At 41.9% G+C, this 23,067-nt stretch carries 27 protein-coding genes, 1 tRNA gene and 1 pseudogene; 20 read left to right on the top strand and 9 right to left on the bottom strand.

Translation table 11 applies throughout. The annotated features are described in order from the left end of the window. Positions 1–142 precede the first annotated feature (142 nt). Complete coding sequence (locus TOL2_RS25750; protein ID WP_014956787.1) at positions 143–1,000, bottom strand: sigma 54-interacting transcriptional regulator; 858 nt, start codon at positions 998–1,000, stop codon at positions 143–145. A gap of 83 nt (positions 1,001–1,083) precedes the next feature. Beyond that, positions 1,084–1,269 carry a hypothetical protein gene (locus TOL2_RS24600; protein ID WP_148278071.1) on the bottom strand — a complete coding sequence of 62 codons (186 nt, stop codon included), beginning with the start codon at positions 1,267–1,269 and terminating at the stop codon, positions 1,084–1,086. 180 nt (positions 1,270–1,449) lie between these two features. Between TOL2_RS24600 and TOL2_RS06880 the strand changes: the two genes are divergently transcribed. From TOL2_RS06880 to TOL2_RS06855, 6 genes are all read left to right on the top strand, one after another. Beyond that, on the top strand, positions 1,450–2,223 hold the full coding sequence (locus TOL2_RS06880; RefSeq protein WP_041279336.1) for a hypothetical protein: 774 nt from the start codon (positions 1,450–1,452) through the stop codon (positions 2,221–2,223). Between the two features lie 258 nt (positions 2,224–2,481). Then, the gene (locus TOL2_RS06875) at positions 2,482–2,763 is read left to right on the top strand and encodes a MerR family transcriptional regulator (protein WP_041279334.1); all 282 of its coding nucleotides are present in this window, start codon (positions 2,482–2,484) and stop codon (positions 2,761–2,763) included. A 36-nt stretch (positions 2,764–2,799) separates the two neighbouring features. Continuing rightward, positions 2,800–3,279 (top strand): hypothetical protein, encoded by a 480-nt coding sequence (locus TOL2_RS06870; RefSeq protein ID WP_014956785.1) that lies wholly within the window; start codon positions 2,800–2,802, stop codon positions 3,277–3,279. A gap of 30 nt (positions 3,280–3,309) precedes the next feature. Next, positions 3,310–3,510 carry a hypothetical protein gene (locus tag TOL2_RS06865; protein ID WP_041279332.1) on the top strand — a complete coding sequence of 67 codons (201 nt, stop codon included), beginning with the start codon at positions 3,310–3,312 and terminating at the stop codon, positions 3,508–3,510. Between the two features lie 296 nt (positions 3,511–3,806). Beyond that, positions 3,807–4,367, top strand: a complete 561-nt coding sequence (locus TOL2_RS06860) for a recombinase family protein (RefSeq protein WP_014956784.1) — start codon at positions 3,807–3,809, stop codon at positions 4,365–4,367. Between the two features lie 53 nt (positions 4,368–4,420). Beyond that, a complete protein-coding gene (locus tag TOL2_RS06855) occupies positions 4,421–5,542 on the top strand; it encodes a Fic family protein (protein ID WP_014956783.1) in 1,122 nt (373 codons plus the stop codon). Positions 5,543–5,666: 124 nt separating this feature from the next. On the opposite strand, the gene TOL2_RS06850 is transcribed toward TOL2_RS06855, so the two are convergent. The 4 genes from TOL2_RS06850 to TOL2_RS06835 all read right to left on the bottom strand — a co-directional run bounded on the left by TOL2_RS06850 (position 5,667) and on the right by TOL2_RS06835 (position 6,926). Then, a complete protein-coding gene (locus TOL2_RS06850; protein ID WP_014956782.1) occupies positions 5,667–5,939 on the bottom strand; it encodes a helix-turn-helix domain-containing protein in 273 nt (90 codons plus the stop codon). A 1-nt stretch (position 5,940) separates the two neighbouring features. Beyond that, positions 5,941–6,219, bottom strand: a complete 279-nt coding sequence (locus TOL2_RS06845; RefSeq protein WP_014956781.1) for an addiction module antidote protein — start codon at positions 6,217–6,219, stop codon at positions 5,941–5,943. A gap of 78 nt (positions 6,220–6,297) precedes the next feature. Next, positions 6,298–6,597 carry an addiction module antidote protein gene (locus TOL2_RS06840; RefSeq protein WP_232508085.1) on the bottom strand — a complete coding sequence of 100 codons (300 nt, stop codon included), beginning with the start codon at positions 6,595–6,597 and terminating at the stop codon, positions 6,298–6,300. Then, positions 6,594–6,926 carry a type II toxin-antitoxin system RelE/ParE family toxin gene (locus tag TOL2_RS06835; RefSeq protein WP_014956779.1) on the bottom strand — a complete coding sequence of 111 codons (333 nt, stop codon included), beginning with the start codon at positions 6,924–6,926 and terminating at the stop codon, positions 6,594–6,596. Before TOL2_RS06835 ends, TOL2_RS06840 begins: the two co-directional genes overlap by 4 nt. A 60-nt stretch (positions 6,927–6,986) precedes the next feature. Between TOL2_RS06835 and TOL2_RS25955 the strand changes: the two genes are divergently transcribed. The 8 genes and pseudogenes from TOL2_RS25955 to TOL2_RS06790 all read left to right on the top strand — a co-directional run bounded on the left by TOL2_RS25955 (position 6,987) and on the right by TOL2_RS06790 (position 13,672). After that, positions 6,987–7,376, top strand: coding sequence for an ORF6N domain-containing protein (locus TOL2_RS25955; RefSeq protein WP_051012300.1), 390 nt, complete (start codon positions 6,987–6,989; stop codon positions 7,374–7,376). A 9-nt stretch (positions 7,377–7,385) separates the two neighbouring features. Continuing rightward, the gene (locus TOL2_RS23510) at positions 7,386–8,318 is read left to right on the top strand and encodes a Rha family transcriptional regulator (protein ID WP_014956778.1); all 933 of its coding nucleotides are present in this window, start codon (positions 7,386–7,388) and stop codon (positions 8,316–8,318) included. Positions 8,319–8,402: 84 nt separating this feature from the next. Then, entirely contained in the window at positions 8,403–8,597 is a 195-nt protein-coding gene (locus TOL2_RS06820) for a hypothetical protein (RefSeq protein ID WP_041279330.1), read from the top strand. Between the two features lie 73 nt (positions 8,598–8,670). Beyond that, positions 8,671–9,261 (top strand): hypothetical protein, encoded by a 591-nt coding sequence (locus TOL2_RS06815; RefSeq protein WP_014956777.1) that lies wholly within the window; start codon positions 8,671–8,673, stop codon positions 9,259–9,261. Between the two features lie 112 nt (positions 9,262–9,373). After that, positions 9,374–11,341 (top strand): CHC2 zinc finger domain-containing protein, encoded by a 1,968-nt coding sequence (locus TOL2_RS06810; RefSeq protein ID WP_014956776.1) that lies wholly within the window; start codon positions 9,374–9,376, stop codon positions 11,339–11,341. Beyond that, the gene (locus TOL2_RS06805) at positions 11,308–11,643 is read left to right on the top strand and encodes a hypothetical protein (protein ID WP_041279328.1); all 336 of its coding nucleotides are present in this window, start codon (positions 11,308–11,310) and stop codon (positions 11,641–11,643) included. Before TOL2_RS06810 ends, TOL2_RS06805 begins: the two co-directional genes overlap by 34 nt. A gap of 358 nt (positions 11,644–12,001) precedes the next feature. Then, positions 12,002–12,628 (top strand): annotated as a pseudogene (locus tag TOL2_RS06795) (tyrosine-type recombinase/integrase); the annotation flags it as partial. 114 nt (positions 12,629–12,742) lie between these two features. Beyond that, the gene (locus tag TOL2_RS06790) at positions 12,743–13,672 is read left to right on the top strand and encodes a site-specific integrase (protein WP_041279324.1); all 930 of its coding nucleotides are present in this window, start codon (positions 12,743–12,745) and stop codon (positions 13,670–13,672) included. A gap of 45 nt (positions 13,673–13,717) precedes the next feature. On the opposite strand, the gene TOL2_RS06785 is transcribed toward TOL2_RS06790, so the two are convergent. Then, positions 13,718–13,793, bottom strand: a tRNA-His gene (locus tag TOL2_RS06785). A 196-nt stretch (positions 13,794–13,989) separates the two neighbouring features. On the opposite strand from TOL2_RS06785, the gene TOL2_RS25130 reads away from it, so the two are divergent. Further along, on the top strand, positions 13,990–14,163 hold the full coding sequence (locus tag TOL2_RS25130) for a hypothetical protein (RefSeq protein ID WP_173391118.1): 174 nt from the start codon (positions 13,990–13,992) through the stop codon (positions 14,161–14,163). Between the two features lie 20 nt (positions 14,164–14,183). Further along, the gene (gene selB, locus TOL2_RS06780) at positions 14,184–16,100 is read left to right on the top strand and encodes a selenocysteine-specific translation elongation factor (protein WP_014956772.1); all 1,917 of its coding nucleotides are present in this window, start codon (positions 14,184–14,186) and stop codon (positions 16,098–16,100) included. Positions 16,101–16,120: 20 nt separating this feature from the next. On the opposite strand, the gene hemW is transcribed toward selB, so the two are convergent. Both hemW and TOL2_RS06770 read right to left on the bottom strand, forming a co-directional pair. Continuing rightward, a complete protein-coding gene (gene hemW / locus TOL2_RS06775) occupies positions 16,121–17,263 on the bottom strand; it encodes a radical SAM family heme chaperone HemW (protein WP_014956771.1) in 1,143 nt (380 codons plus the stop codon). Continuing rightward, positions 17,256–18,416: a radical SAM protein gene (locus TOL2_RS06770; protein WP_014956770.1), complete on the bottom strand. Its 1,161-nt coding sequence runs from the start codon at positions 18,414–18,416 to the stop codon at positions 17,256–17,258. Before TOL2_RS06770 ends, hemW begins: the two co-directional genes overlap by 8 nt. 348 nt (positions 18,417–18,764) lie before the next feature. On the opposite strand from TOL2_RS06770, the gene TOL2_RS06765 reads away from it, so the two are divergent. The 4 genes from TOL2_RS06765 to TOL2_RS06750 all read left to right on the top strand — a co-directional run bounded on the left by TOL2_RS06765 (position 18,765) and on the right by TOL2_RS06750 (position 23,062). Further along, a complete protein-coding gene (locus tag TOL2_RS06765; RefSeq protein WP_014956769.1) occupies positions 18,765–19,556 on the top strand; it encodes a glycosyltransferase family 2 protein in 792 nt (263 codons plus the stop codon). Between the two features lie 358 nt (positions 19,557–19,914). After that, on the top strand, positions 19,915–20,667 hold the full coding sequence (locus tag TOL2_RS06760) for an FkbM family methyltransferase (RefSeq protein WP_014956768.1): 753 nt from the start codon (positions 19,915–19,917) through the stop codon (positions 20,665–20,667). A gap of 136 nt (positions 20,668–20,803) precedes the next feature. Further along, on the top strand, positions 20,804–21,991 hold the full coding sequence (locus TOL2_RS06755; protein ID WP_014956767.1) for a DegT/DnrJ/EryC1/StrS family aminotransferase: 1,188 nt from the start codon (positions 20,804–20,806) through the stop codon (positions 21,989–21,991). Positions 21,992–21,994: 3 nt separating this feature from the next. Beyond that, positions 21,995–23,062 (top strand): iron-containing alcohol dehydrogenase family protein, encoded by a 1,068-nt coding sequence (locus TOL2_RS06750; RefSeq protein ID WP_014956766.1) that lies wholly within the window; start codon positions 21,995–21,997, stop codon positions 23,060–23,062. The last annotated feature ends 5 nt before the right edge of the window (positions 23,063–23,067 follow it).

Here is a 23,067-nt window from a genome sequence, read left to right as displayed (position 1 = left end):
TTGAAAAAACTCCCGCTGTCCATTGTCATAATCCGGGCTGCCCGACAGAAAAAGGCTGGAGAGACAACGTTCCGTATACCCTCATCTTTCTGCCTTTGACCAGGACAAACCGACCTAAAAAACCTCCAATTTCCTGCTGGATTCATTTATGTTTTTTTCCTTGAGACATAACTCTTTGGTCCAAGCAAAGTTCATCTTTTTTTATTTTAAAACGGCTGATCCTTGATGTCAGGGTTGTGGGTCTTAAGCCCAAAAGACTTGCTGCTCCATTTGGTCCATATATTTTTCCGTTACATTGTTCCAGGGCAAATATTATATTTTGTCTGATCTTTGTATTTATCTGTTTTTCTGTAAAAACCGTCTTACTTTCCTGTGCTTCTCTTAAAGATCTTAGTCCGCCTTCATCATGCTTAACTTTTGAAGAGTTCCCAGGCAAATAAAAAAGAATACAACCGGATTTGGACGTGATGACGGCTCTTTCAACTACATTCTGCAGTTCCCGTACATTTCCCGGCCAGTCATAATTCATGAGCTCCCTGATATTTAACTCAGTCAAATAGGGTACGGGAAGATTCATTTTTCCCGACACTATGTTTAAAAAATGCCGGGCAAGAAGAGGGATATCTTTTTTTCTTTCACGCAGGGGAACAACCTCAATGGGAAAGACATTCAGCCGGTAATATAGATCCTTGCGAAAACTTCCTGCTGCAACTTCTTTTTCAAGGTTTCTATTTGTGGCAGCGATTATTCTGACATCAACTTTTCTGGTTTTTTCCTCTCCTATTCTTTCATACAACCCCTCCTGCAGAACCCGGAGCAGTTTTCCCTGCATGGTAAGTGGGATTTCTCCAACTTCGTCTAAAAACAGAGTTCCGCCGTCGGCTGCCTGGAATCGACCGGCCCTGTCTGAAATGGCACCGGTAAAAGCTCCTTTTTTGTGGCCAAAAAACTCGCTTTCATATAGTTCCCCTGGAATTGATGCGCAATTCACTCCGATCATGGGCCTGTTCCATCGACAGACTGTTACGGAATGAACAATTTGCAAATCTTATCACAACATGCGGTTGTCCATTACAATAGGTATTAGCACATGTGGCAGTCTTGCGAAAATATTTTTAGTTCTGTAACAGCTTGTCGAGCATAGTTTGAGCCATAAGCCAATACGACACGGTCGTCTTCCTCTTCTGTCATAAAGTTCACATAAGCACCGGCAAATACATAGGCACAGATCCAACGGGAAGGCACAGGCCACGTTTCAGATGCTTTCAAACGGTATATGCTTCCTGATAAAAATGATGCCATTCAGGGGGAACCAAAACAGTTCAACAGGTGCAAGAGGATAAAAAAATTAGGATAAGCTATTGAAATCAAAGAAAGTTAATGGGGTGAGTGACGGGATTTGAACCCGTCACCTCATCCCCAAACCTTTATCAATAAAGGCTCAAGAAAGTGGGTGGTCAACTTTTGGTAAATCAGACGGGCAATTTTATAGCAGTTTTTAGCCATTGGCCTACGCTTAAATTTGATCAGCAGACTTGCCTTGTTACCAATCCTATTTTTAATCGGACCATAAACAAAAACGTGAAGACAACTGTCAATAAAGGCTTTCAGGCTATAGCAGCATTAAAAGTTTTAAAAAACAGCCAAAAAGTTTTAACCACTTCCATAAAGCCTTTATTGATGAGGGTTTCCAAAGCTTTTTATATGGACTTCTCAAACTTATATATTATCCGAATAAAGGAAACCGCTAAAACGCTTAATACCCTTGTCAATTGGGGTCTTAAAGCGATTTTTAAGTTAAAAACAAACTGGAACTTTTATGTTTTAACCTCTATAAAACATTACGTTCTATTCTTCTGTAATCCTTTATTAATAGTGCTTTCAGGAGTTTGTTTTAGAGTATCGTGGTTAAAACATCGTAAAGTTTTTACATGTGATCTTTTTACAGATTATTTTTCTAATGCAAAATTATTACATGAGGGCATAAATTCCAATTACAGATATAGCAGAAAAGAAAAGATTCTTTGCACTCAGACGATATCCAGTATCTACAAGCAAATTCGAGCATGCAAAATAAATTTAACCGGGATTTCACGGAATTTTACGAGATCACCTGGGATAACCCGGGATGCATTTTTTTTTCATGCGCCCATCATTCCCTATCTGGAAAATCCAGATAAAAATTATTTTGATGGGTGGGGGGGGGAGTCAAACTCCTTTTAAAAAAAATAACCCAACCCAACATATTGAATTTATTTATAATAATTTCAATATGTTAGAAAAATATTAGTTTTTTTATGAGACTTTATCCATACTTTTTCCGTACTACTTGGAGGATAAATTGCCAGGATTAATCGCATTTGAGCAGATATATGAATACTGTATTACAATCAACGATCTTCCCGGGGAAAAGCGCGTAATTGCACTGACAATAGAGCACATCCGGAAAATCATTAAAACTGAATAGAAAGGTTCACATTTATGGGAAACGGTACAGAAACATTGAAAGAACTTTTGGCGCTTAACCAGACACCCAGCAAGGCTGTATATAAGTCAGGTGAGGTCTGCAAAATACTTGACATAAGCTCTATGACATTTCATAGATTAGTTCATGCGTATGAACCATCATTGTCAAACAGCAATGAACCCAGGATACCTAATTCCCTGGACAGTTTTGTTATTGGAACCCATAAACGTGTCACTTATCCGGAGTTAATTGCATTTTTGGAAAGAAACAAAAGTCACGACCGATACAACAGCTGATTTGAGAATAGACTTAAAAACAGGAGTTTGAAAATTATGGCCAAAACATCAGGATTAAAAAGAACCCAGGTTCAAGGGAAAAAATATGATCTACCGGCTGAAGAAGTGGAGATCCAAAAACTGGTAAAAAAAGGATTGAGCCTGGACGCAAAATTAAAAAAGATCAAACAGGAACTGGAAACAGTTAAAAAAGAATCGATCAGCATTGCTGAAAGAAGGCGTGAAGGAACCACCACAGTGCAATTGAAAGCCGTTTCCGGATCTTCAACGATCACCTTCAGGGAAACTTATGTTTGTGACGATCAGGTGGAGGAGATTTCCCAGGAGGTGGGCTCGCTGTTCGACCGGTTTTTTACCAAGAAAATTGATTTCAAGACCTCCAAGGATCTAAAAAAATTTTTAGAGGGTGAGCATGCCTATGGTTTAAAAGACCCGGAACCCGTAAAAAAATTAATTTTAACCCATGTTAAAAAGAAAACCACCAAACCAAATGTTAAAATTGTAGATATGGATTAACGATGAAAAAATTATTATTGAGAGGACAGAATGTATAAAATTGTCGAAGAAATCAGGTTGAAAGACCTTGAAAAGTCAGTAAATCGTGAAATTGATAAAGGTTTATATCCGGTTGGAGGCGTTACGTATGCCGGTCAGAGGTTTTATCAAGCTATTTTTAGTTTGCCGCCTCTCAATAATGTTGTTCAAGATGGCCAGGCTAAAGGCATTAGTATTTTAGAAGGCATTTAGCCTGACCATACTGTAAAAATATTGCTGCGGGTGATGGTTGCAAAGATGTTTGTCACCTTTACCCGCCTGCCACTTAACACAAGTCATATGACTGCCCTTAAAAATTTTATAAATTAGGCGACATTAACAACTCTTGCTAAAATGTATTACCGGCTTGCGTGTCAACAAAGTATACCTTTATAACATATCAAAAACCTATGTTATAAAGGTTGTTTTTTAAATTATTGACATGTTTTATAGAAATATTTAAGATGTTTCTGACAGCTCAACAAGAACACTTTAACCAGGGGGCTACCATGACAGTTTTCACATATGCCAGAGTATCAACACTTGATCAAAATACAGATTTACAAGAACAAGCATTAAAAAAAGCTTATCCGAATGCAACTTATCGGCAGGAAAAAAAGTCAGGGACCACGGCAAAGAACCGGGAAGTGCTGAACCTTCTGCTTGATATGATCGACCAGGGGGATAAGCTTGTGGTCTGGAAACTGGACAGATTAGCCCGGAATATGAACGATTTAACTAATATCATTGCACTCCTGAATGATAAAGGTGCTGCCCTGGAAATCCTGGACCAGAAGATTGATACCAGCACCGCTGGCGGAAAAGCATTTCTTCAAATGTTGGGAATCTTTGCAGAGTTTGAGACTAATCTCAGGAAGGAACGGCAACTGGCCGGGATTGCAGCCGCCAAAGCCAAAGGTAAGCACCTGGGCAGAAAGCCGTCCCTTACGGATGATCAAAAAATATTAATCAAGATCAAACACAAGACAGGGATGAACCCCACACAATTATCTAAAAAATATGGTGTCAGCCGGGCCACCATTTACAATGTGTTGAAAAAATCGGCATAATCTTTTACCTTGCCGCAATCGAAAAGATATTTTGACTTGAAAGGAAAAATCAATTGACGTCTCCAGTGAACTACCATTACGGAAAATTCCCGCCTGACAATATTGACTGGTCGATTCTGATTCCACTGATCGGACCGGCAAATGCAGCCTTGGCAAGGTATGACGGAACACTTTCAGCGATTCCCAACGCCGGGGTTCTTTTAAGCCCGCTTAGCACCCAAGAAGCGGTTCTTTCGTCCAAGATTGAAGGCACCCAGGCTACCATGGGAGAAGTCCTGGAATTTGAGGCTGAAGGGGAGTCAAAAGAGCTTTCCCGGGACAAGGAAGCCGATATCAACGAAATCCTGAACTACAGGAAGGGAATGTGGCATGCCACCGAGCTGTTAGAAGATTTGCCTTTATGTCAACGTGTTATTAAAGGCGCTCACCGGACCTTGCTTCAAGGAGTCAGGGGCCAGGGCAAATCTCCAGGAGAGTACAGAAGAATTCCAAACTGGATAGGCCCACCGGGTTGCCCCATTGATGAAGCCAAATTCATCCCCATATCAGCAGACAAGCTGGATGAGGCAATGGGAAAATGGGAGAGGTTCATTCATGAAAAAGCTCCGGACATTCTTGTTCAGCTCGCGGTCCTCCATGCTGAATTTGAAGCCCTTCATCCTTTTTTGGACGGTAATGGAAGGCTTGGGCGAATGTGTGTTCCCCTCTTCCTGCATAAAGCAGGCTTGATCCAATCGCCGATGTTTTACATAAGCGCCTATTTTGAGAGAAACCGGGAAGAATATTATGAAAGGCTGTTGGCAATATCAAGGGATGATGACTGGACCGGCTGGTGTGTATTCTTCCTTAAAGCCATTCAAATACAGGCCCTTGAGAACCAGGTAAAGGCAGCTAAAATACTGTCTCTTTATGAGTTCAAAAAAAACCAGATAGTGGATCTGACCCATTCACAATACGCCATCCACGCTTTGGATTTCATTTTTTCAAGACCCATTTTCAAGTCAACGGATTTCACCGGCATCAAAGAGATCCCCACTCCCACGGCAAAACGGATTCTCTCCACACTCCGGGATAATGGCCTTTTCACAGTCTTAAGGGAATCCAGCGGGAGGACTCCGGCAATCTATGCATTCACAGAATTGATAAATATTGCTGAAGGAAAAGATATTCTTTAAGGATCATGTATGATCCACAAATGGATTTGTGGATCATATTTTTAATTTTATGATCCACAAATAAGTTTAAAGATCATACATGATCCACAAAATACCCAAAAGGAAAACAACAGTGACACCGGCCTTAAATACGAAGCCCAGCCTTGGTCAACATATCCACCAGGGCGCCAATGGTAAATTTATCAATCCTTCCCCGCATTACATCACTGACACAGGGCCTGGACACACCCATTAGCTTTGAGGCCTGGTCATGGGTCATACCTTTCTTTTTAATGAGAGACTCAATCTGCATCATCAAATAAGATTTGGTGGCAAGCTTGTTTGATTGTTCCCGGGAAAAGCCGATATCCTTAAAAACATTGCCGTTTGATTCTGTGACCTGGATTATGTTTGACATTTTAAGCAATGACCAGCTTGCAGCCCAGGGCATTAATTATTTTGCTGATGGTCTCGAACCTGGGGTTACCATTCTCAGAGAGGGATTTGTACAGGCTGGCGCGGGTAACGCCTGCTTGCTTGGCTATTTCGGTCATACCCCTTGCTTTAGCGGCAATATTTAATGCATGGATAAAATCCGAATTATCACCGGTGTTTGCTGTTTCTTTCAGAAAACCACGGATATCCTCATCCGTTTCAAGATGTTCTGAAATGTCAAAAGGGAAAGTTTTCGTTATCATCTTAATCACTTCGTTTCCATTTTTTAAAGGTTTCCCCTGGTCAACTCTTATTCATTCACCTGGTAACCTGTATAGCCTTTATGCGGCGCTTTCTTTTCTCCCGATAGTCAATGTAAGCCCCAGGGTATCCAATAATTTATTCAGGCTTGAAAGATTTGGATTTCCTTTTTCTGATAACATCCTGTACATAGTTTCCCGGTTAAGATTCGCTTCCTTGGCGGCCTGTGAAATCCCTTTGGCCTTTGCCACATCACGGAGCGCCAGCATGAACATTTCCTGAGACCCTTCTTTTAATGCTTCATTCAGGTATTCAGAGGCATATTCAGGGTCCTGTAATCGTTTCAAAAGCCCTTCTTGATAGTTTACAGTGGCCATCATTTTTCTCCTTTGTATTCTTCCCAAAAGGTTACTGCCTTTTTGATATCCTTTTTTTGGCTGCTTTTATCACCGGCACAAAGCAAGATAACAATTTTATTTCCTTCCAGGCCATAATAGATGCGGTATCCAGGGCCAAAATGGATTCTTAATTCATATACGCCCTTCCCTAAGCTTTTTGTATCCCCAAAGTTACCAAGGCGCAATCTCCCAAGCCTCACATCAATCTTTGCCTGGGTACGGATATCTTTCAAGGAATCAAACCATTCTCTGAAAGGGTTTTTACCTTCCCCGGTGATATATTCTTGTATGAATCTTTCAGTGGTTTCCATTTAATTAAAAGTAGCTTTTAAGCTACAAAATGTCAAGATTATTTTTCCTTTCGTCCTTTGATGAGCTGGCAGGGATCTGCCCCCCCCTACGCTTGCCACAAGATTGAAGGTCACGACCTTTTCAGAATTCTTTATATGGACCAACCCGTTATCACTTTCAAAATGATGGACCTGGTTCATGAAAGACCGGATGGAACAGCAAGAGGAAATTTTCATTATAATAAAAAGCGATTTATTGAAAATGAAGACTTCTACCGGGTGGCCTATGAAGAACATAGAAATCTAATTGCGGGGATAAATTGCCACCGCGGTCCTGAAACTGGCCAACGTAACCCAATGATCTTTTTAACCGCCACGGGATACATGCTCCTGGTAAAATCTTTCACCGATAGCAAGGCTTGGACAACGCAAAAGCAAGTTGCAAAAAACTATTTTAGAACCCGGCATTAGAGGTGAAAAATGACTGATCTTGTAATCGCAAAAAATAATAAACCCATCACAACGTCCCTGATAGTGGCAGAAACTTTCAGCAAAAGACATGATCATGTTCTGGTTGACATTAGAGAACTCATCACAAGGGGTGTCCCGTTTTTTCAGGAGACCCCTTATATCCATCCTCAAAATGGCCAGACATACAATATGTATGAAATGGGCAGAGATGGATTTGCTTTGCTTACCATGGGCTTTACCGGGGAGAAGGCTCTCAAATTCAAACTGAAATATATCGCCGCTTTCAACGCAATGGAACAGGAGCTTGTAAAGATAAGTCAGGGACGGCCTAAAGAATTAAACCAAAAGGCAGCATCCATAAAGGCTGAACTCAATTCCAGGAAAGCGCTCCTGACCATGGAAAAACAGGCCATGGATGAAGCCAAGCGAATTTACAGGGGCCATGGCAACTTTGACGACCTTGCCGCCTTTCCCCAGCTGCAGGCCATGACCCGGGATGCACTTGAACTGTACAAGCGCAACCCCACTGAATCCGGCGATGACATTGTATTCAGGTTAAACGCCCTGGTGGATGCATACCTTGCCAACCTGAGCAAACAGACTCCCATGCCAGATCTTAATTTCACCCATACCCTGGATGAATTCTGCACGGTCAAGGAGGTTTCCTTTGTCAACAAAGCCAAAGATCTCCTGGACGCCTTTAACTGGCTCCAAAAGCATAAGGGCATCACCAATCCATATACGACTGTGAATACCCTGGCAGCGGGCCTGATCAGAACCTTTAAAAAGTCCATTGTCCCTGTTCCTGGATGGCAGTTTCAATCCCGTATCAAGAAAAGCAGGGGATATAATTTTCACAGATTCACAAAAACCATTGATCATGATTCCCCGGTTAAAAAGAATAGTTTACCAGGCAATCTCAGAAATTTACCGGACCAATAAGCATGTTTTGGCAAACAATATCAGAGATTTGAACACCCATTGATCGTGATCCGCGGCGGTCGGCCAGACAGGAGGGAATAAAAAATGTGTGAAAAGCAACACAAGGAACTTGTGGAAATCGCTATCCAGATAGGACAGATAGCAGATATGCCCCAATGGGCAACCGCCGGAATGACTTCGTGCCTGCCCCCTGGAAAAACCTGGAAAGAGCTTACCATCGGGGAGTTTTTATCCATGCGGGCCAAAACCGTAAAACATATTAATAACGTGTCGTCATGACCTTTATCCGGAATGACGGCCAAATAACAACAGACAGACAGTAAAAGTATTTGAGTATTAGAGGAGAAATATCTTGCTTACAGGAACTTTTGAACCAGAAAAATTCACCGGATTTGATATTGATGAATTCAGAAATGAAATGCTGGGCCACAATCTTGCCATAAAGACACTTGGAGTCCTTATGGAACATGCTGACCTTGAAGTATTCGAAAACGGCTTTGCAGATGCATCAGACTATAGGAGCAGCTTGAACAGAATCGTTGAACTGTACATTGAAAAGCAGGAAGGATTAATTGATGAGATTGTCTCAAAATTTGACCAAAGCCCGGAATCCATTATCACTGACGCACAATGCGAATACGAGGGTATACGATATGGACGGTTTAATAGATCTAAAGAAGAAACTGCCAGGGAAATTCATCATGCCATAAAAAAGCTCAACGCCGTGATTACCGCCTTTGGCGATGAATACCCAAAAGCAAAGGTTGTTCGGGATGATTTTATGAGCTTGAAGGATTTGTTTTCCAAGTCCTCACCGGTGCCTGAACGGGAAAAGGAAAAAGCCGCTGACCAGGCAGAGACAGCGGCTTCAAAAAATAGTGTTGATCCACAGGACAACTCTAAAATAGTAACAATGCCCCAGGTTGTCAAGGAGCAATCATAACCACCCAGCCGGATAAAAGGTATCCATACCGGGATATCTTTTATCCGGCCTTTGTTTTTTTAGAGGTTAAGAGGATTAACAGGACATAGATCAGGAAAGGCGACAAAGCAAAATGAAGGACGATTTTGAAGCAATAAAGAACCAGGTGGATATTACAAATGAAATCACGCGGCGTACAGGTGGGACGGTTAAAAAGGTAGGAAAGGCCTATGATCTTTCACAATGTCCTTTTTGCAGTGGTCATGACTGTTTCCGGATATATCCGGATACCCGGTCCTGGAACTGCCACCAATGCGGGGATAAAACCGGGGGCAGTATCATTGACTTTGTAATTAAAGAGAAGGGCTGCAGCCCACATGAAGCCCTGGTTGATCTTGCCCAGGCACACAATTATGAACTCTGGAATCATGGCCCGGACCATGACGGGGACCAGGATGAGAATTCCACGGGCAAACTGATATTTGAGGCTGCAGCCAATTATTATGCCAAGGTCCTTTACAGTACTCCCCGTGCCCTGGAGTATCAAAGAAAGGTCCAGAGCCATTCAGATCAGACCCTGAAAGAGTTCCGGGTGGGGCATACGGACGGCAAGCTGCTTGCCGAACTTCAGAAACAGAATTTTTCCATGGAGGATATCTTAAACTCAGGCCTGGTTGTGCCGTATAAAAAAGGCGGATACCATGATTTCTTTGGCTGGAATGTTTATATCTATCCCCACAAAGATAAGGCCGGTAAGATCTACCATTTTTCCGTTAAGGATCCCCGGAAAAAATATAACTACCAGCTCCCCAGTAAACACCGGCTGAATGACGCTCTTTTTTTTAACATGAAAGCGTTTAACGGCAACCAGGTTGTTCTGGTGGAAGGGGAAAATGACCTTTTATCAGTATACGGCAAAGGTAATTTTACCCAGGCTGCAGCCGTCATTGGACAGATATCAGATAAGCAGATCCAATACCTGAAGGAATGGGTGAAAAAAGGCCAGGCCAAGCCATATTTCAAGCCCCTGAGTAAAATCATTCGTATGGTTAAGGCCATGTTCCAAGAAGCAAAAATAAACAATTGCACCAATGAAATTGGAGAGGTGGTCTTTGATTATTTCAATCGCCTGGGCGGTTTTTTCGTGAACGGTGAAAACTGCAGGCTGTTTTATGAGAACGCCATCTATGAACTTGGAAACAATATCGCCTTCAAATCGCTGCTATACAGAACCGCCAGCCTTAACTATGCCGACAACGGCACCAAAAGCATTCTTGAAGTACTCCGGGCCAAGGCCTATCAAGATGGCAAGCATACCACCACCATGGGATGGATACACACCAATGAGATTGAAGAAATCATCTATTATGACCTGAACAATGAGCAAAACAACATCGCCAGGATACACGCCGGCAGTATTGAGCTGATCCAAAACGGGGCCAATGATGATCGGGTACTTTTAGAAACCACGCCAAGGATGGAGCCCATTCATTATCTGCCCGACGCCAACATCCAGGAAGGCATGGAAAAATATAAAGAGACCATCCTTGATAATCTGGCCTGCAATGAATCAAACAAATATTATATTGCGGCCCGGGTCATGAATACCCCGCTCCTGGAGTTTGTGACGACGGCCAGGGGCATCACCAAGCTTTCCGGAGATCAAGGCGCGGCCAAATCCTTTGCGGCCCGCCTGAACTCTTATCTGATCATGGGCTCAGATTGCGTGTCCATGGGTTCTGTTGCATCTTACCGGTCTGAAGCCGTCAAAAGCCCGGTCGTCATCCCGGACAACCTGGAAAAGGCGGACCGGACAAAAGATATGGTTAATTTCCTGCTGGTAAGCGCCACCGGTGCCATGAACCAGAAGCGGGACAGCAATACCAATTCCGGAAATGTATATGAAGAGAATAAAACTCAGGTCATTACCACGTCCATTGAACCTTTCACTGAATCTGAACTGATTTCCCGGACCATTGACATCCATTTTAAACGGGAATTCCAGAACAAAGAATTCCCTGGGGAAACCCTGCTGAAAACCGAAATTAAGAAGAACAGGGATTTGATATGGAAATTTTATTCTCTGAATGTGCCCAGTTAAAAAGGGATGACTTTGTGGAATTTTATGGAATTCAATCAGTTAAGATTGCCAGAGAGATTACAGGTGAAATTTCTAAAATAAGCTTTCTCGCAACCGCAAAGGAGCTATGCACTGCATTCAGCATGATTTCCAAAAACAAAAATATCCCCAACCCTTTTGCAGCTCCAGGCGTTTTGGGTTCACGGTTGTCCAACTCAAAATCTATTTTGGAAGAGGCCGGTTGGACGGTGAGTATCAGACATAAGATATCAAGGGGGCAATATAGACACTTACTGGAAAAAAAAGTTGATGGAGATCTCTAATGATGACCCGGATAAAATATAAAATATTTTGGGCGGAGCATTCTTGGAAAGTGCATAACCATCATCACCACTTTATTTTTTTATTTAAATTAAGTTTTTGTTTTTATTTAAGATTTAGAGATACAAGAGCCTCAAAAAGAGTGGTGATGCATATTTTTTTTGCATCACCACTGCATAACCACCAATGGTGATGCAGAAAAAAGCCCCCCCTATATAAGGGCAGAACAAAAGGAAAAATGAAGATTTTAAGCAAAAGCAAACCAATTTTCGAAAGTATCACGGAAAAACAGGCGTGGAAAATTCGAGCCCTTGTCAATCAATCTCAGAATTTTAAGGATATTACACGGTCTTAAGCAGCCAGGAAGCAAAAAAAATAATGCGACAACCGGACCGGCGAACCCTTATCGGAAAACGGGACTATGCCATTTTGAGGCTCATGCTCACCTATGGCTTGCAGGTAGGCGAAGTCTGCAAACTGACATACCAGGATCTTGAAACAGAACGGGTAAAAGGTCAGCAAAAGTTATGGATCAGGGACCGAAAAGGAAAGATCGGCAGGCGGGCTGATACTGATATCATTTTAAATGGGAAAGCTCTTCAGGCCTTTGATGAATGGATGGAGCATTGCAATATCAACTTTGAATCTGCCACACCGCTCTTTGTGGGATTTCGGTACCAGGTTTCCCAGGGAGGTCTTGTGATCCGCTGGGATCAGGTCCGGGAAAATAAACGATTAACCACCAGGTCGATAGAGTACATGATTGAAAAATATGTGGAAAAAGCGGGTATCAGCCATGGGGATAAAGTCATCAGTGCCCATGCCTTAAGGCATACGGCATTCACCATGCTGGCCAAAGCCGGGGTAAAGCTGGTTGATCTGAAATTTTTAGCCGGCCATCAGGATGTGAGTACCACTTTGATTTATCTTCACAGCGTACAGTCCTACGAAGATCATGCAGGGATGCATAATCCCTTGAATCGCTAACCTTATATAAATTTAGGATCATTTAAAAAGAGATAAAATTTGACTCCGCACCGGCCCCCAACATACAATCAACCTTCAGAATCCAGTTGCAAATGGAAAGGAGGTGGTTTATGCATGAAAGGTTCAATATACACCGCGCAAAAATGTTTTGAGTGTGGCGGGGTCGTGAAGTATGTGGAGGGTCGTGGAATCCTTGCTTGCCAGGAACATCCCAAAGTGGTTTGGCTCAATAATTGTGAGGTCCGTTTTGGGAAAGAACACCACAAGAGATTTAAGACCGTTGCTGAGTCTGAAAGGCATTTAACATATTTGCGAGTCCAGACCGACAAGGGCCAGTTTGATCAAAGAGAATGGGCAAAGGATCAGCCTTTATCTTTTTATGCCTTACGCAAAAAGTTCCTTGCCCATAAGAAAAAAGATGGTATAGGCAAAAAGCAGATCCAGCACATAACCCATGTTTTGAATGTGGCTGGAAAAGCCTGGGACCAGATGCAGATTAAAGAAATTGCAGAGCCGGAAATTGAAGACTTTTTTGATGATTTGAAAGCAAGCGGTAAGACAAAAAAGAACTATCAAACCGTTCTCCATAATTTTTGGGCCTGGGTGGTTCGCAGGGAAAAATGGATTTTATTTCCGGATACAAAAGAAGGTATCCCGAAATTCATCCACCTGTTACCGGAACATGCGGACCTCATCAGGGAGATCCGGGGCCCAAAAGGAATGCCGGACATGTATTTTTTCCGTCATGTCAAAGCAAAGCCAAGCGTTAAGGCTGGAACCCGGTTTGGACAAAAACAATTCAGGATGTGGTGGAACCGGGCCTGTAAAAATCTGAATATAGAAGGGGTTGATCTTTACGGCGGCACCAAACATTCGACGGTTACCGCCCTGGGACAGGTCTTGACCCCGGAACAGATCCAACGGGGAGTCACAGGCCACATTTCAGATGCTTTCAAACGGTATATGCTTCCTGATAAAAATGATGCCATTCAGGGGGAACCAAAGCAGTTCAACAGGTGCAACCTGAAGATGATAACTTCTTAGAGGATAAAAAAATTAGGATAAGCTATTGAAATAAAAGAAAGTTAATGGGGTGAGTGACGGGATTTGAACCCGCGGCCACCAGGGCCACAACCTAGTGCTCTACCAACTGAGCTACACCCACCGCAAAAAACTTTCTTTAATTAACAGAACCTGATCTGTTTTTCAATACTTTTTTCATGCAACTTAATTCAAATACCGATTTTTTATTCTATCAAAGAAATTCCCATGCCAGGCCAAGCCCATATTTTACATTGACCTTGACGTGTTGTTTGACTATTATTCCTGCGTATAAATATTTTGTTAAAGGAACTTTATTTATGAATGCACTTTTAATATTTTTAGTCAGGCTTATTTTAGGCCTTGTCTTCGGCATTATCCTGACCCGACTGTTCAGGCCGGATTGGGAAATTTACTACGGCTTTGTCACAGGACTCATCCTGGTCGGACTGGCCTATGGCATGGCTTTTTTCAGAAAAAAGAAACCAGAATAAAATTTAGGATTTTTATACCATTGGAAAAAAATATCATCTTAGGAACGGCAGGACACATTGATCATGGAAAAACAAGCCTTGTAAAGGCATTGACAGGCATTGAAACAGACAGGCTCAAAGAAGAAAAGGAACGGGGCATTACCATTGAACTGGGGTTTGCCTCTCTTGATCTTCCCAATGGGCAGCATATCGGTATCGTGGACATGCCGGGCCATGAAAAATTTGTAAAAAATATGGTGGCAGGTTCCAGCGGGATTGATGTGGTCACAATGGTTATTGCTGCAGATGAGGGGGTTATGCCTCAGACCAGGGAACACATGGAAATCTGCAACCTCATGGGGATTGAGCATGGCATGATTGCCCTGACCAAAACCGATATGGTGGATGAAGACCTGTTGGAACTGGCCCTTGAAGACATCAATGATTTTGTGCAGGGCACTTTTCTCGAAGACAAACCCGTTATCCCTGTTTCATCCGTCACACATGAAGGGCTTGATCAATTCATAAAAACTTTGGAAGAGATCTGCAGCAAACTTCCTGAAAGAAAATATTCTTCCATCTTCAGGCTGCCGGTGGACCGTGTATTTTCAATGAAAGGATTTGGCACCGTGATAACCGGGACCCTGACCTCGGGCAGCATCAATGTCGGTGACGATATCATGGTTTATCCCAAACAGATTGTCTCCAAAGTCCGGGGAATCCAGGTTCACAGCTCAGGTGTTGATACGGCCGGTGCGGGTACGCGGACCGCCATTAATTTCCAGGGACTGGACAAAGAATCGGTCAGCCGGGGAGATATCCTGTCCACACCCAATACCTTGATTGAAAGCTATATGGTGGATGCTCATTTTCATTATTTAAAAAGCAATGCAAAACCGGCTAAAAACAGAACCAGAATAAGATTTCATTCCGGAACCAGTGAGATACTGGGATACATGATACTGCTTGACAGAGAAGAGCTGTTGCCCGGAGATGAGGCCTGTGTTCAGTTCCGCCTGGAGTCCCCTGTCTGCTGTATCAAGGATGACCGATATGTGATCCGAAGTTATTCACCGGTAAAAACAATTGGCGGCGGTGCCATATTAAATCCAGCCTCCCAAAAGCATAAACAGCTGGATAAAACCGTAATCCAGGGACTGGAGAATCTTCTTCTGGAAGATCAGGAAGAGACTGTTTTGTTTTTTCTCAGTTTAAAAGGATACCAGGGCCTGTCTTTTGCCCAGCTTCGTGTCATGACCAATATCCCGGACAAGAAACTGGCGGCAAATCTGCAGAAACTGCTTGCCAAGCAACAGGTTGTCCAGACTGACAAAGACAGGCAGATTTATGTGAATGGTGCTTTTTTTGATAAATTCAAAGAAAAAATCATCCGGAAGCTTGAGGCCTACCATAGTGATAATCCTTTAAAAGAAGGCATGCCGACCCAGGAGCTTAAATCCAAGTTCCAGTATATTGATGATGTAAAATTTTTTAATCTGCTTTTCACAAAATTGTCCAAGGAAAATCTGATAATTCTGGACAAAAACATTGTCAAATTATCCACTCACAAAGTGGCGCTCCAGGTGGATCAAAACAAAGTCAAAGACAAAATCAAGAAAATCTATCAAACGTCAGGGTTGACACCGCCCTTTTTCAGAACCATCTGCCAGGATCTGGATCTGGATAAAAAGACGGCAACAGATGTTCTCCACATGATGATCAATGAAACATCCATTGTCAAAACAAAAGACGACCTCTATTTTGATGCCGAAGAGATCACCAGGCTTGAACAGCGGCTGATTAAATTCTTAAAAGACAATGAATCCATCACCACACCCGAGTTTAAGGAGATGACCGGAGTGTCCAGAAAATATGTCATCCCTTTGATCGAATACTTTGATACCGTCAACCTGACCATACGGGTGGGCGATACACGGCAGTTAAGACGGAAAGTTTAACAAAAACTCTAATAAAAATCCTACAGGATTTTTTCGGCAAAGGCCTCAACAATACTGTCCAGATGTGCCCTGCCCTCAAGGGTGAGGGCAAACCTGCCATCCTTAACACTCCCAAAAGAAGATTCAAGGACATGGTCCAGAATATCCTTAAACCGGGTTTCAAAGGATACGCAAAAAAGGGTTGTAAATTTTTTCAGATCCAGGCCTTCAAGTGTACGAAGCCGAAGCATTATCATCTCAATCATGGTCTGCCTGGAGGTGAGAGTTTCCCGGTCTTCAACAGGAAGCCTGCCTGAACAAATATCCTTTATATAGGCGTCAATGCTTCGATAATTCCAAGACCTTGTTTTTTTATCATAAGAATGTGCCGCAGCCCCGAACCCGTAATAGGGAATCATATCCCAGTATTTTGAATTGTGTTTTGAACGATTCTGTCGGCCTTTTGAGAAATTAGAAATCTCATAATGGTCATAGCCGGCTTCCCCTAAAAATTGAGAGGTCTGTTTAAACATAACTGTCATATCAGACGTGCCAAGAGGCCGGATCACACCTTTTTTCAATTGTTCATGCAAAGGGGTCCCGGGCTCAATGGTAAGCATATAGCAAGACAGGTGGGGCGGCATAAGGGTTACAGCCGTTTTCAAATCTTTTAGCCACGCTGTTTTTGTTTCAAAAGGAATCCCGTAAATCAAATCCATGCTGATGTTATCAAACCCGGCTTTTCCGGCATAGTCAATCGCGTTCCTTGCCTGACCGGCTGTATGGATTCTGTTTAAAAATTTAAGTTTATCGTCATTAAACGACTGAACACCTATACTCAGCCTGTTTATGCCGACGTTTTTTAACTCTCTGAGATAATTTAAGTCAACAGTTCCAGGATTAACTTCAAATGTGACTTCAACATCACTGGCAACGGAAAAACAATCCCCAATGGTCTGCAACAATGTTTCAACCTCTTTGGCACTCAGAAGCGAAGGTGTGCCGCCGCCAAAGTATATGGTGTCAATGGCGTCCTTTAACCCGGACCGTTTTTCAATCTCTTTTTGAAGGGCATTGATATAACCGGGTATCAATGAAAGATCGGTCTTTGAATAAAAATCACAATAGACACACTTTTTAACACAAAACGGGATGTGGATATAAATGGAGGTTTTATCACACAAAACGCTTCATCAATTCATCAATCACGGAATCAATATTTTCAGGAGTTACCCCGTAAAGAGTACAGGCCTTTTTTACCCGTTCAATATGGGGGCTGTTATCCATATCATCAGGGCCCCTGAAAAATCCCATCCGCCTGCCAACCTGATATAAAATCCTCTTTTCAGGTTCAAGTTCAAAAAAACGGTCGATAATACCGATCATTTTTTCTTTATCTTCAGGCATTTTTCCATTAATGGTCTCAAACAAATTCAGAATATGGTCACTTTTGATATAAGAATCAATCCCGTCAAGGCTTTCAATCAACAGCCGCAGCTCTTTGGCCATCATTGCATCATTCGGTTTTTCAAATTCCCCGCTTTTAACCTCCTGGGCAAGGACGGTTCCATTCGTCACGGCCAGGGTTCTGATCCTTATAAAATCGGGATTAATGCTGTTGAGTGCAGACGCGGTTTCAAGGGCATGTTCTATGGAATAATCAATGCCGCCAAGCCCAGGCATAACATATTCCGACAACTCCATTCCCGCCTGTTTTACCTTCAAGCCAGCCTTGATATGAGTTGCTTTGTCAGCCCCTTTTTTAATTTTCTTTAATACAATATCAGATCCTGATTCCATTCCCACATGAATACGGTTTAATCCTGCATCGGCAATCCTCTGCAGATCATCCTGCTTGATCCGGGCAATGGTATGGCTCCTTGCATAGGACGTAATCCTGTCAACCTCTGGAAAACATTTTTTTATATGTTCAAGCACAGACACAAGATCATCAGGTTTCATGATCAAAGAATTGGCATCCTGTAAAAAAATGGATTTCATACCTGATGCATACCAGTTAATGGCGGCATTAAAGGCACCCCGATCTTTTTTGTCAAAATCATTGTACAGGGAATTTATGACCTGATTATCAACAAACCCGCCCGGTTTGACAATCTCTTTAATCTTTTGAATATAACTCTGCAAAAAATCAATATCCCTGGTGATATTTTCAACAGATCTTAAAGAAAATTTTCTTTTTTTATATACCCGGCAAAATGTGCAATTATTCCAGGGGCAATTACGCGTCAGCCTTATCAAAAGACTGTTTGCTTCACTGGGCGGACGAATGGGACCTTGTTCAAATCCTTTGTAATTATCTGTTTTTTTCTTTTTCATATAAACTCTTCACACCTGCATATTTTTTTATTTTTAACCTTCCGATATCATCTGATTACCACTTGCACCTCACGTTTTCATATATTAGCACTTGAACCCTTAAAGTCAATTTATTTGCAGATGATACCCATGCGTATTGCAATACACAAAACCTGAAAGCTCATTATTCGTTAAAAATCATTCAAAATATTTTTTCCAGGCAGTACTCATAGAACATCTTATCCCATGACAAAATATTCTTGAGTATTCCACCCACAAAAAGTATTATTGCCAAATTTATTTTATGGCTATTGCACTGATCATTATTATCAATAATCTCTAAAAAAACTTGGGATTTCAAAGAAACAAATGAAAATTTCCGTAATTGTAACCACATATAACAGGCCTGATGCCCTTGTTAAAGTTATGGAAGGGCTTAACTGCCAGACACATCTGCCCGATGAAGTAATTGTGGCAGATGACGGATCATCAGATGATACAGCTGAACAAGTAAATTGTTTTAAAATCGACGCACCATATGAACTTAAACATGTATGGCACAAGGATAAAGGCTTCAGAGCAGCAAAAATCAGAAATAAAGCCGTGAAGATAAGCTCTGGAGAATATATTATTTTTCTGGATGGTGATTGTGTGCCGGATAAATATTTTGTGGCAGACCATATTGAACTTTCCCAAAAAGGTTTATTTTTTCAGGGGAAACGGGTTTTAATAGGAGAAAATAATTGTGACTGTTTTTCACACGCAGACATTAACAGCAGGCTAAAAAAATTAATGCTGCTTTTTTTCCAAAAACCCGGAAATTGGCATCATATTCTAAGAATCGTATTTTTCCCGTCCTTTGTATCAAAAAAACTCAATGGTGTGCGCAGTTGCAATATGGGCATTTTCAGAAATGATTTATATGACGTAAACGGTTTTAATGAAGATTTTTCAGGGTGGGGACGCGAGGACTCAGAACTTGTGGTGCGCTTGTACAATTACGGATTAAAACGCAAGACACATCCATTCCGGGCAGTCTGTTATCATCTCTGGCACAAAGAAAACGACAGAAGCAATCTTGAAAAAAATGACCTGCTGTTAAAACAGGCAATAAAATCAAATAAATATGCCTGTGACAAAGGACTTGCAAGACTCAAATAAAGCCCTCCACCAACAAAAAATGGTTCATCCTTACCCATTGTTTCAATGAGGAAAAGAGGCCTGGAGAAAATAAAAAAACACTTGCACAAAACTACTTTGGTGTTGTAATGCAATCCAACTGGGATAAATTTTTAGGATTTGCCCATAATAAAAAAAGGGTTTATTCAAAAAAATGACAGATTTTCTTTTTTTAAACCATCAAATATTGAGTACCTTATTTAATAACTGCCCTGGACAAACCTGGTATTTAACCTTGGTTTGCCCACAACAAAAAAAGAAAGTCTTTGTTTGAATTTTTCAAGACTTTCATACAAAAAAAAAGCGATAATCACTTTTAAGAATTTAAAAGCGAGGTAATATGGAACTTGGGACTAAATTTCTTTTTAACCTTTTACTAAAATATGTAAAACCCGAGATAGTTTGTGACATTGGTTCTATGGATGGTGCTGACGCTGTACGTTTTAAAAAGATACTGCCCGCTTCAAAAGTGGTACTTTTTGAAGCAAACCCTGATAATTTTGCGTCTATTTGTAATGATGCCAACATTAAAAAATATAATATCACTTCATTCCACGAACTCGTATGGAATGAAAATTGCCAGAAGGATTTTTTCCTTGAAAAGGCTTCAACCGTGGAAGGTGTTGATGAGCATCTTCGGGGTATGAGTTCTGTCTTTTTAAAAAAATCAAGTAACGATAATTTCACTAACAGTATCAAACAAAAAGGGGTTCGCTTAGATTCAAAAATAACCGAATTAGGTGACTTTAATAGTGTAGCACTTTGGATAGACGTTGAGGGCGCTTCTTATGAAATTTTGGAGGGCACAGCAAAAATACGCCAGAAGATTAAACTCATACACGCAGAAGTTGAAACCAAAGAAATCTGGAAAGGACAAAAAACCAAATCAGACGTATTAGCTTTGACAAACCGTATGGGCTATATACTTATGGGATATGGCCGAAACAAGCAACAGCATGATATTGTCTTAATAGACAAAGAATTGTTTGACACTTCTCCTAATATCTTCAAACTTATCAAGATTTTTGCCTTTATACGCACAATTCATATAAAAAGCATCCCCCTGTATATAAAAAAATTTTTCAAACAATAAAATAAAAACAACAAACAATAAGAATGTTCACATACAACAAATTCAACGCAAAGAATAATTATGCAGGATTTTTAAATCATAGTATTATTTGTATTTTTCTGATTAAACTACCCATTTGCTATTAAAGGAGAAAACCATGCCGGGTTTTGAAATATTTGGTGATGAAGAAAAAAAAGAAGTGACCGATGTTCTTGAAACCGGAGTTCTTTTCAGATACGGATTTGAAGGAACTCGAAACGGGCATTTCAAAGCCCTTGAGTTTGAAAAAAAACTGTGTGAAATCACCCATGCCAAATACAGTCACCTTTGTTCCAGCGGAACGGCAGCGCTTTCCATTTCTCTTGCCGCCTGCGGTATCGGTGCAGGCGATGAAGTCATTGTTCCTCCGTTTACATTTGTTGCCACATTTGAGGCAATTATCAATGCAGGTGCAATCCCTGTTTTCGGAGAAATTGATGAGACCCTGTGCCTTAATCCTGACAAACTTGAGGATATCATCACCTCTAAAACAAAGGCTGTGGTTCCGGTTCACATGTGCGGTGCCATGGCAAGGATCGATGAGATTAAGGACGTGTGTACAAAAAAAGGATTGATTCTTATAGAAGATGCCTGCCAGTCATTAGGAGCCACATACCAGAAAAAAGCCATTGGTACCTTCGGGCTTGCCGGGTGTTTTTCCTTTGATTCGGTAAAAACAGTCACTTGCGGTGAAGGCGGCGGCCTGATAACGGACAGCAAAACCGTATATGAAAAAGCCGACCAGTTTGCAGATCACGGCCATGATCATCTGGGCGGACCTGACCGGGGAGCTGATGATCATCCCATTATCGGAACAAATTTCAGGATCAGCGAACTAAATGCTGCGGTGGGACTTGCCCAGCTGAACAAACTGGATCAAATCCTGGATATTCAGAAAAAAAACAAGCATGCCATCAAAGATGCAATGGCAGACCTGCCCGAGGTCGGCTTCAGGTATCTTCCCGATGCAAAAGGAGATTCAGCAACCTTTTTAAGCTTTTTTCTGCCGACGGAAGCAAGAACCCGGCAGGTTGCCAAAAACCTTGCCGACAATAAAGTGGGATGTGCGTACTGGTATGACAACAACTGGCATTATTACAAAAAATGGCATCACTTGAAAGAGATGAAACGCTCTGCAAAACTTTGTGTTGAGCTGGCAGACGATCTGCCGGATTATAAAAATCTTGTTCTGGAAGACTCTGACAATATCATGAAAAAAACCCTGTCCATGCAGATCATGCTGTCATGGACCCAAGAAGATATTGAAAACAGGATTCAGGCCATAATAAAATCTTTTAAAGGATAAAACATGTTTAAAAACTTTAAGCTGGTTCCCAATATTATATTTGGAAGAGGCTGTTTTGCACAGCTTGACGAAATAATAGAAAAACAGCGTGAGGATATTGATTCATGGGTTGTATTTGTCACAGATGATGTGTTTAAAGGTCGTGCCCTGGAAAAAAGAATTCCTCTCCATGACAATGACCTGCTGTTATGGGTCAACGTGGATGATGAACCCAAAACAGGATATGTGGATGAACTGACCCTCAAGGTAAAAGCGTACCGTTCAACCTTGCCCTGTGCCATTATCGGCATTGGCGGCGGCAGCAGCATGGATCTTGCCAAAGCCGTGTCCCTGATGCTGACCAATGAAGGATCTTCCACCCTTTACCAGGGATGGGATCTGATTCAAAACCCTGCCGTCTGCCACATGGCGGTCCCCACACTGTCCGGAACCGGTGCGGAAGTTTCCAGAACCGCTGTTCTGACAGGGCCTGAAAAAAAACTCGGTCTGAATTCCGACTACACAGTGTTTGATCAGGTGATCCTTGACCCTGAACTGATCAAAGATGTTCCAAAGGACCAGCAGTTTTATACCGGCATGGACTGCTATATTCACTGTATCGAATCTCTTGAAGGCACATACCTGAATGAATTCTCCAAAGCCTATGGTGAAAAAGCCCTTGATCTTTGCCGCCAAGTGTTCCTAAACGACCATCCGGACAGGGATGACAAGCTCATGATGGCCTCTTTTTTCGGCGGCATGAGCATTGCCTATTCCCAGGTTGGTGCCTGTCATGCACTGTCCTACGGGCTTTCCTATGTACTGGGCACCCATCACGGAATCGGATGCTGCATCACCTTTGATTATCTGGATGAATTCTATCCTGAAGGCGTAAAAGAATTTCGAACCATGAGAGAAAAATGCAATATTGAACTGCCGCGGGATCTGGTTAAAAATCTTGAACCGGACCAGGTTGAAACAATGATCACCGTTGCCCTTGGCCTTGATCCGCTGTGGGAAAACTGCCTGGGTCCTGACTGGAAAAATATCATGACACGGGATAAGGCAAAATCCTTATTTCTCAAAATGTAAAAGAG

This window comes from Desulfobacula toluolica Tol2 (genome assembly GCF_000307105.1).
GTDB lineage: Bacteria > Desulfobacterota > Desulfobacteria > Desulfobacterales > Desulfobacteraceae > Desulfobacula > Desulfobacula toluolica.
The sequence above is the reverse complement of the archived record's forward strand: the minus strand, read 5'-3'. Positions and strand labels throughout refer to the sequence as shown.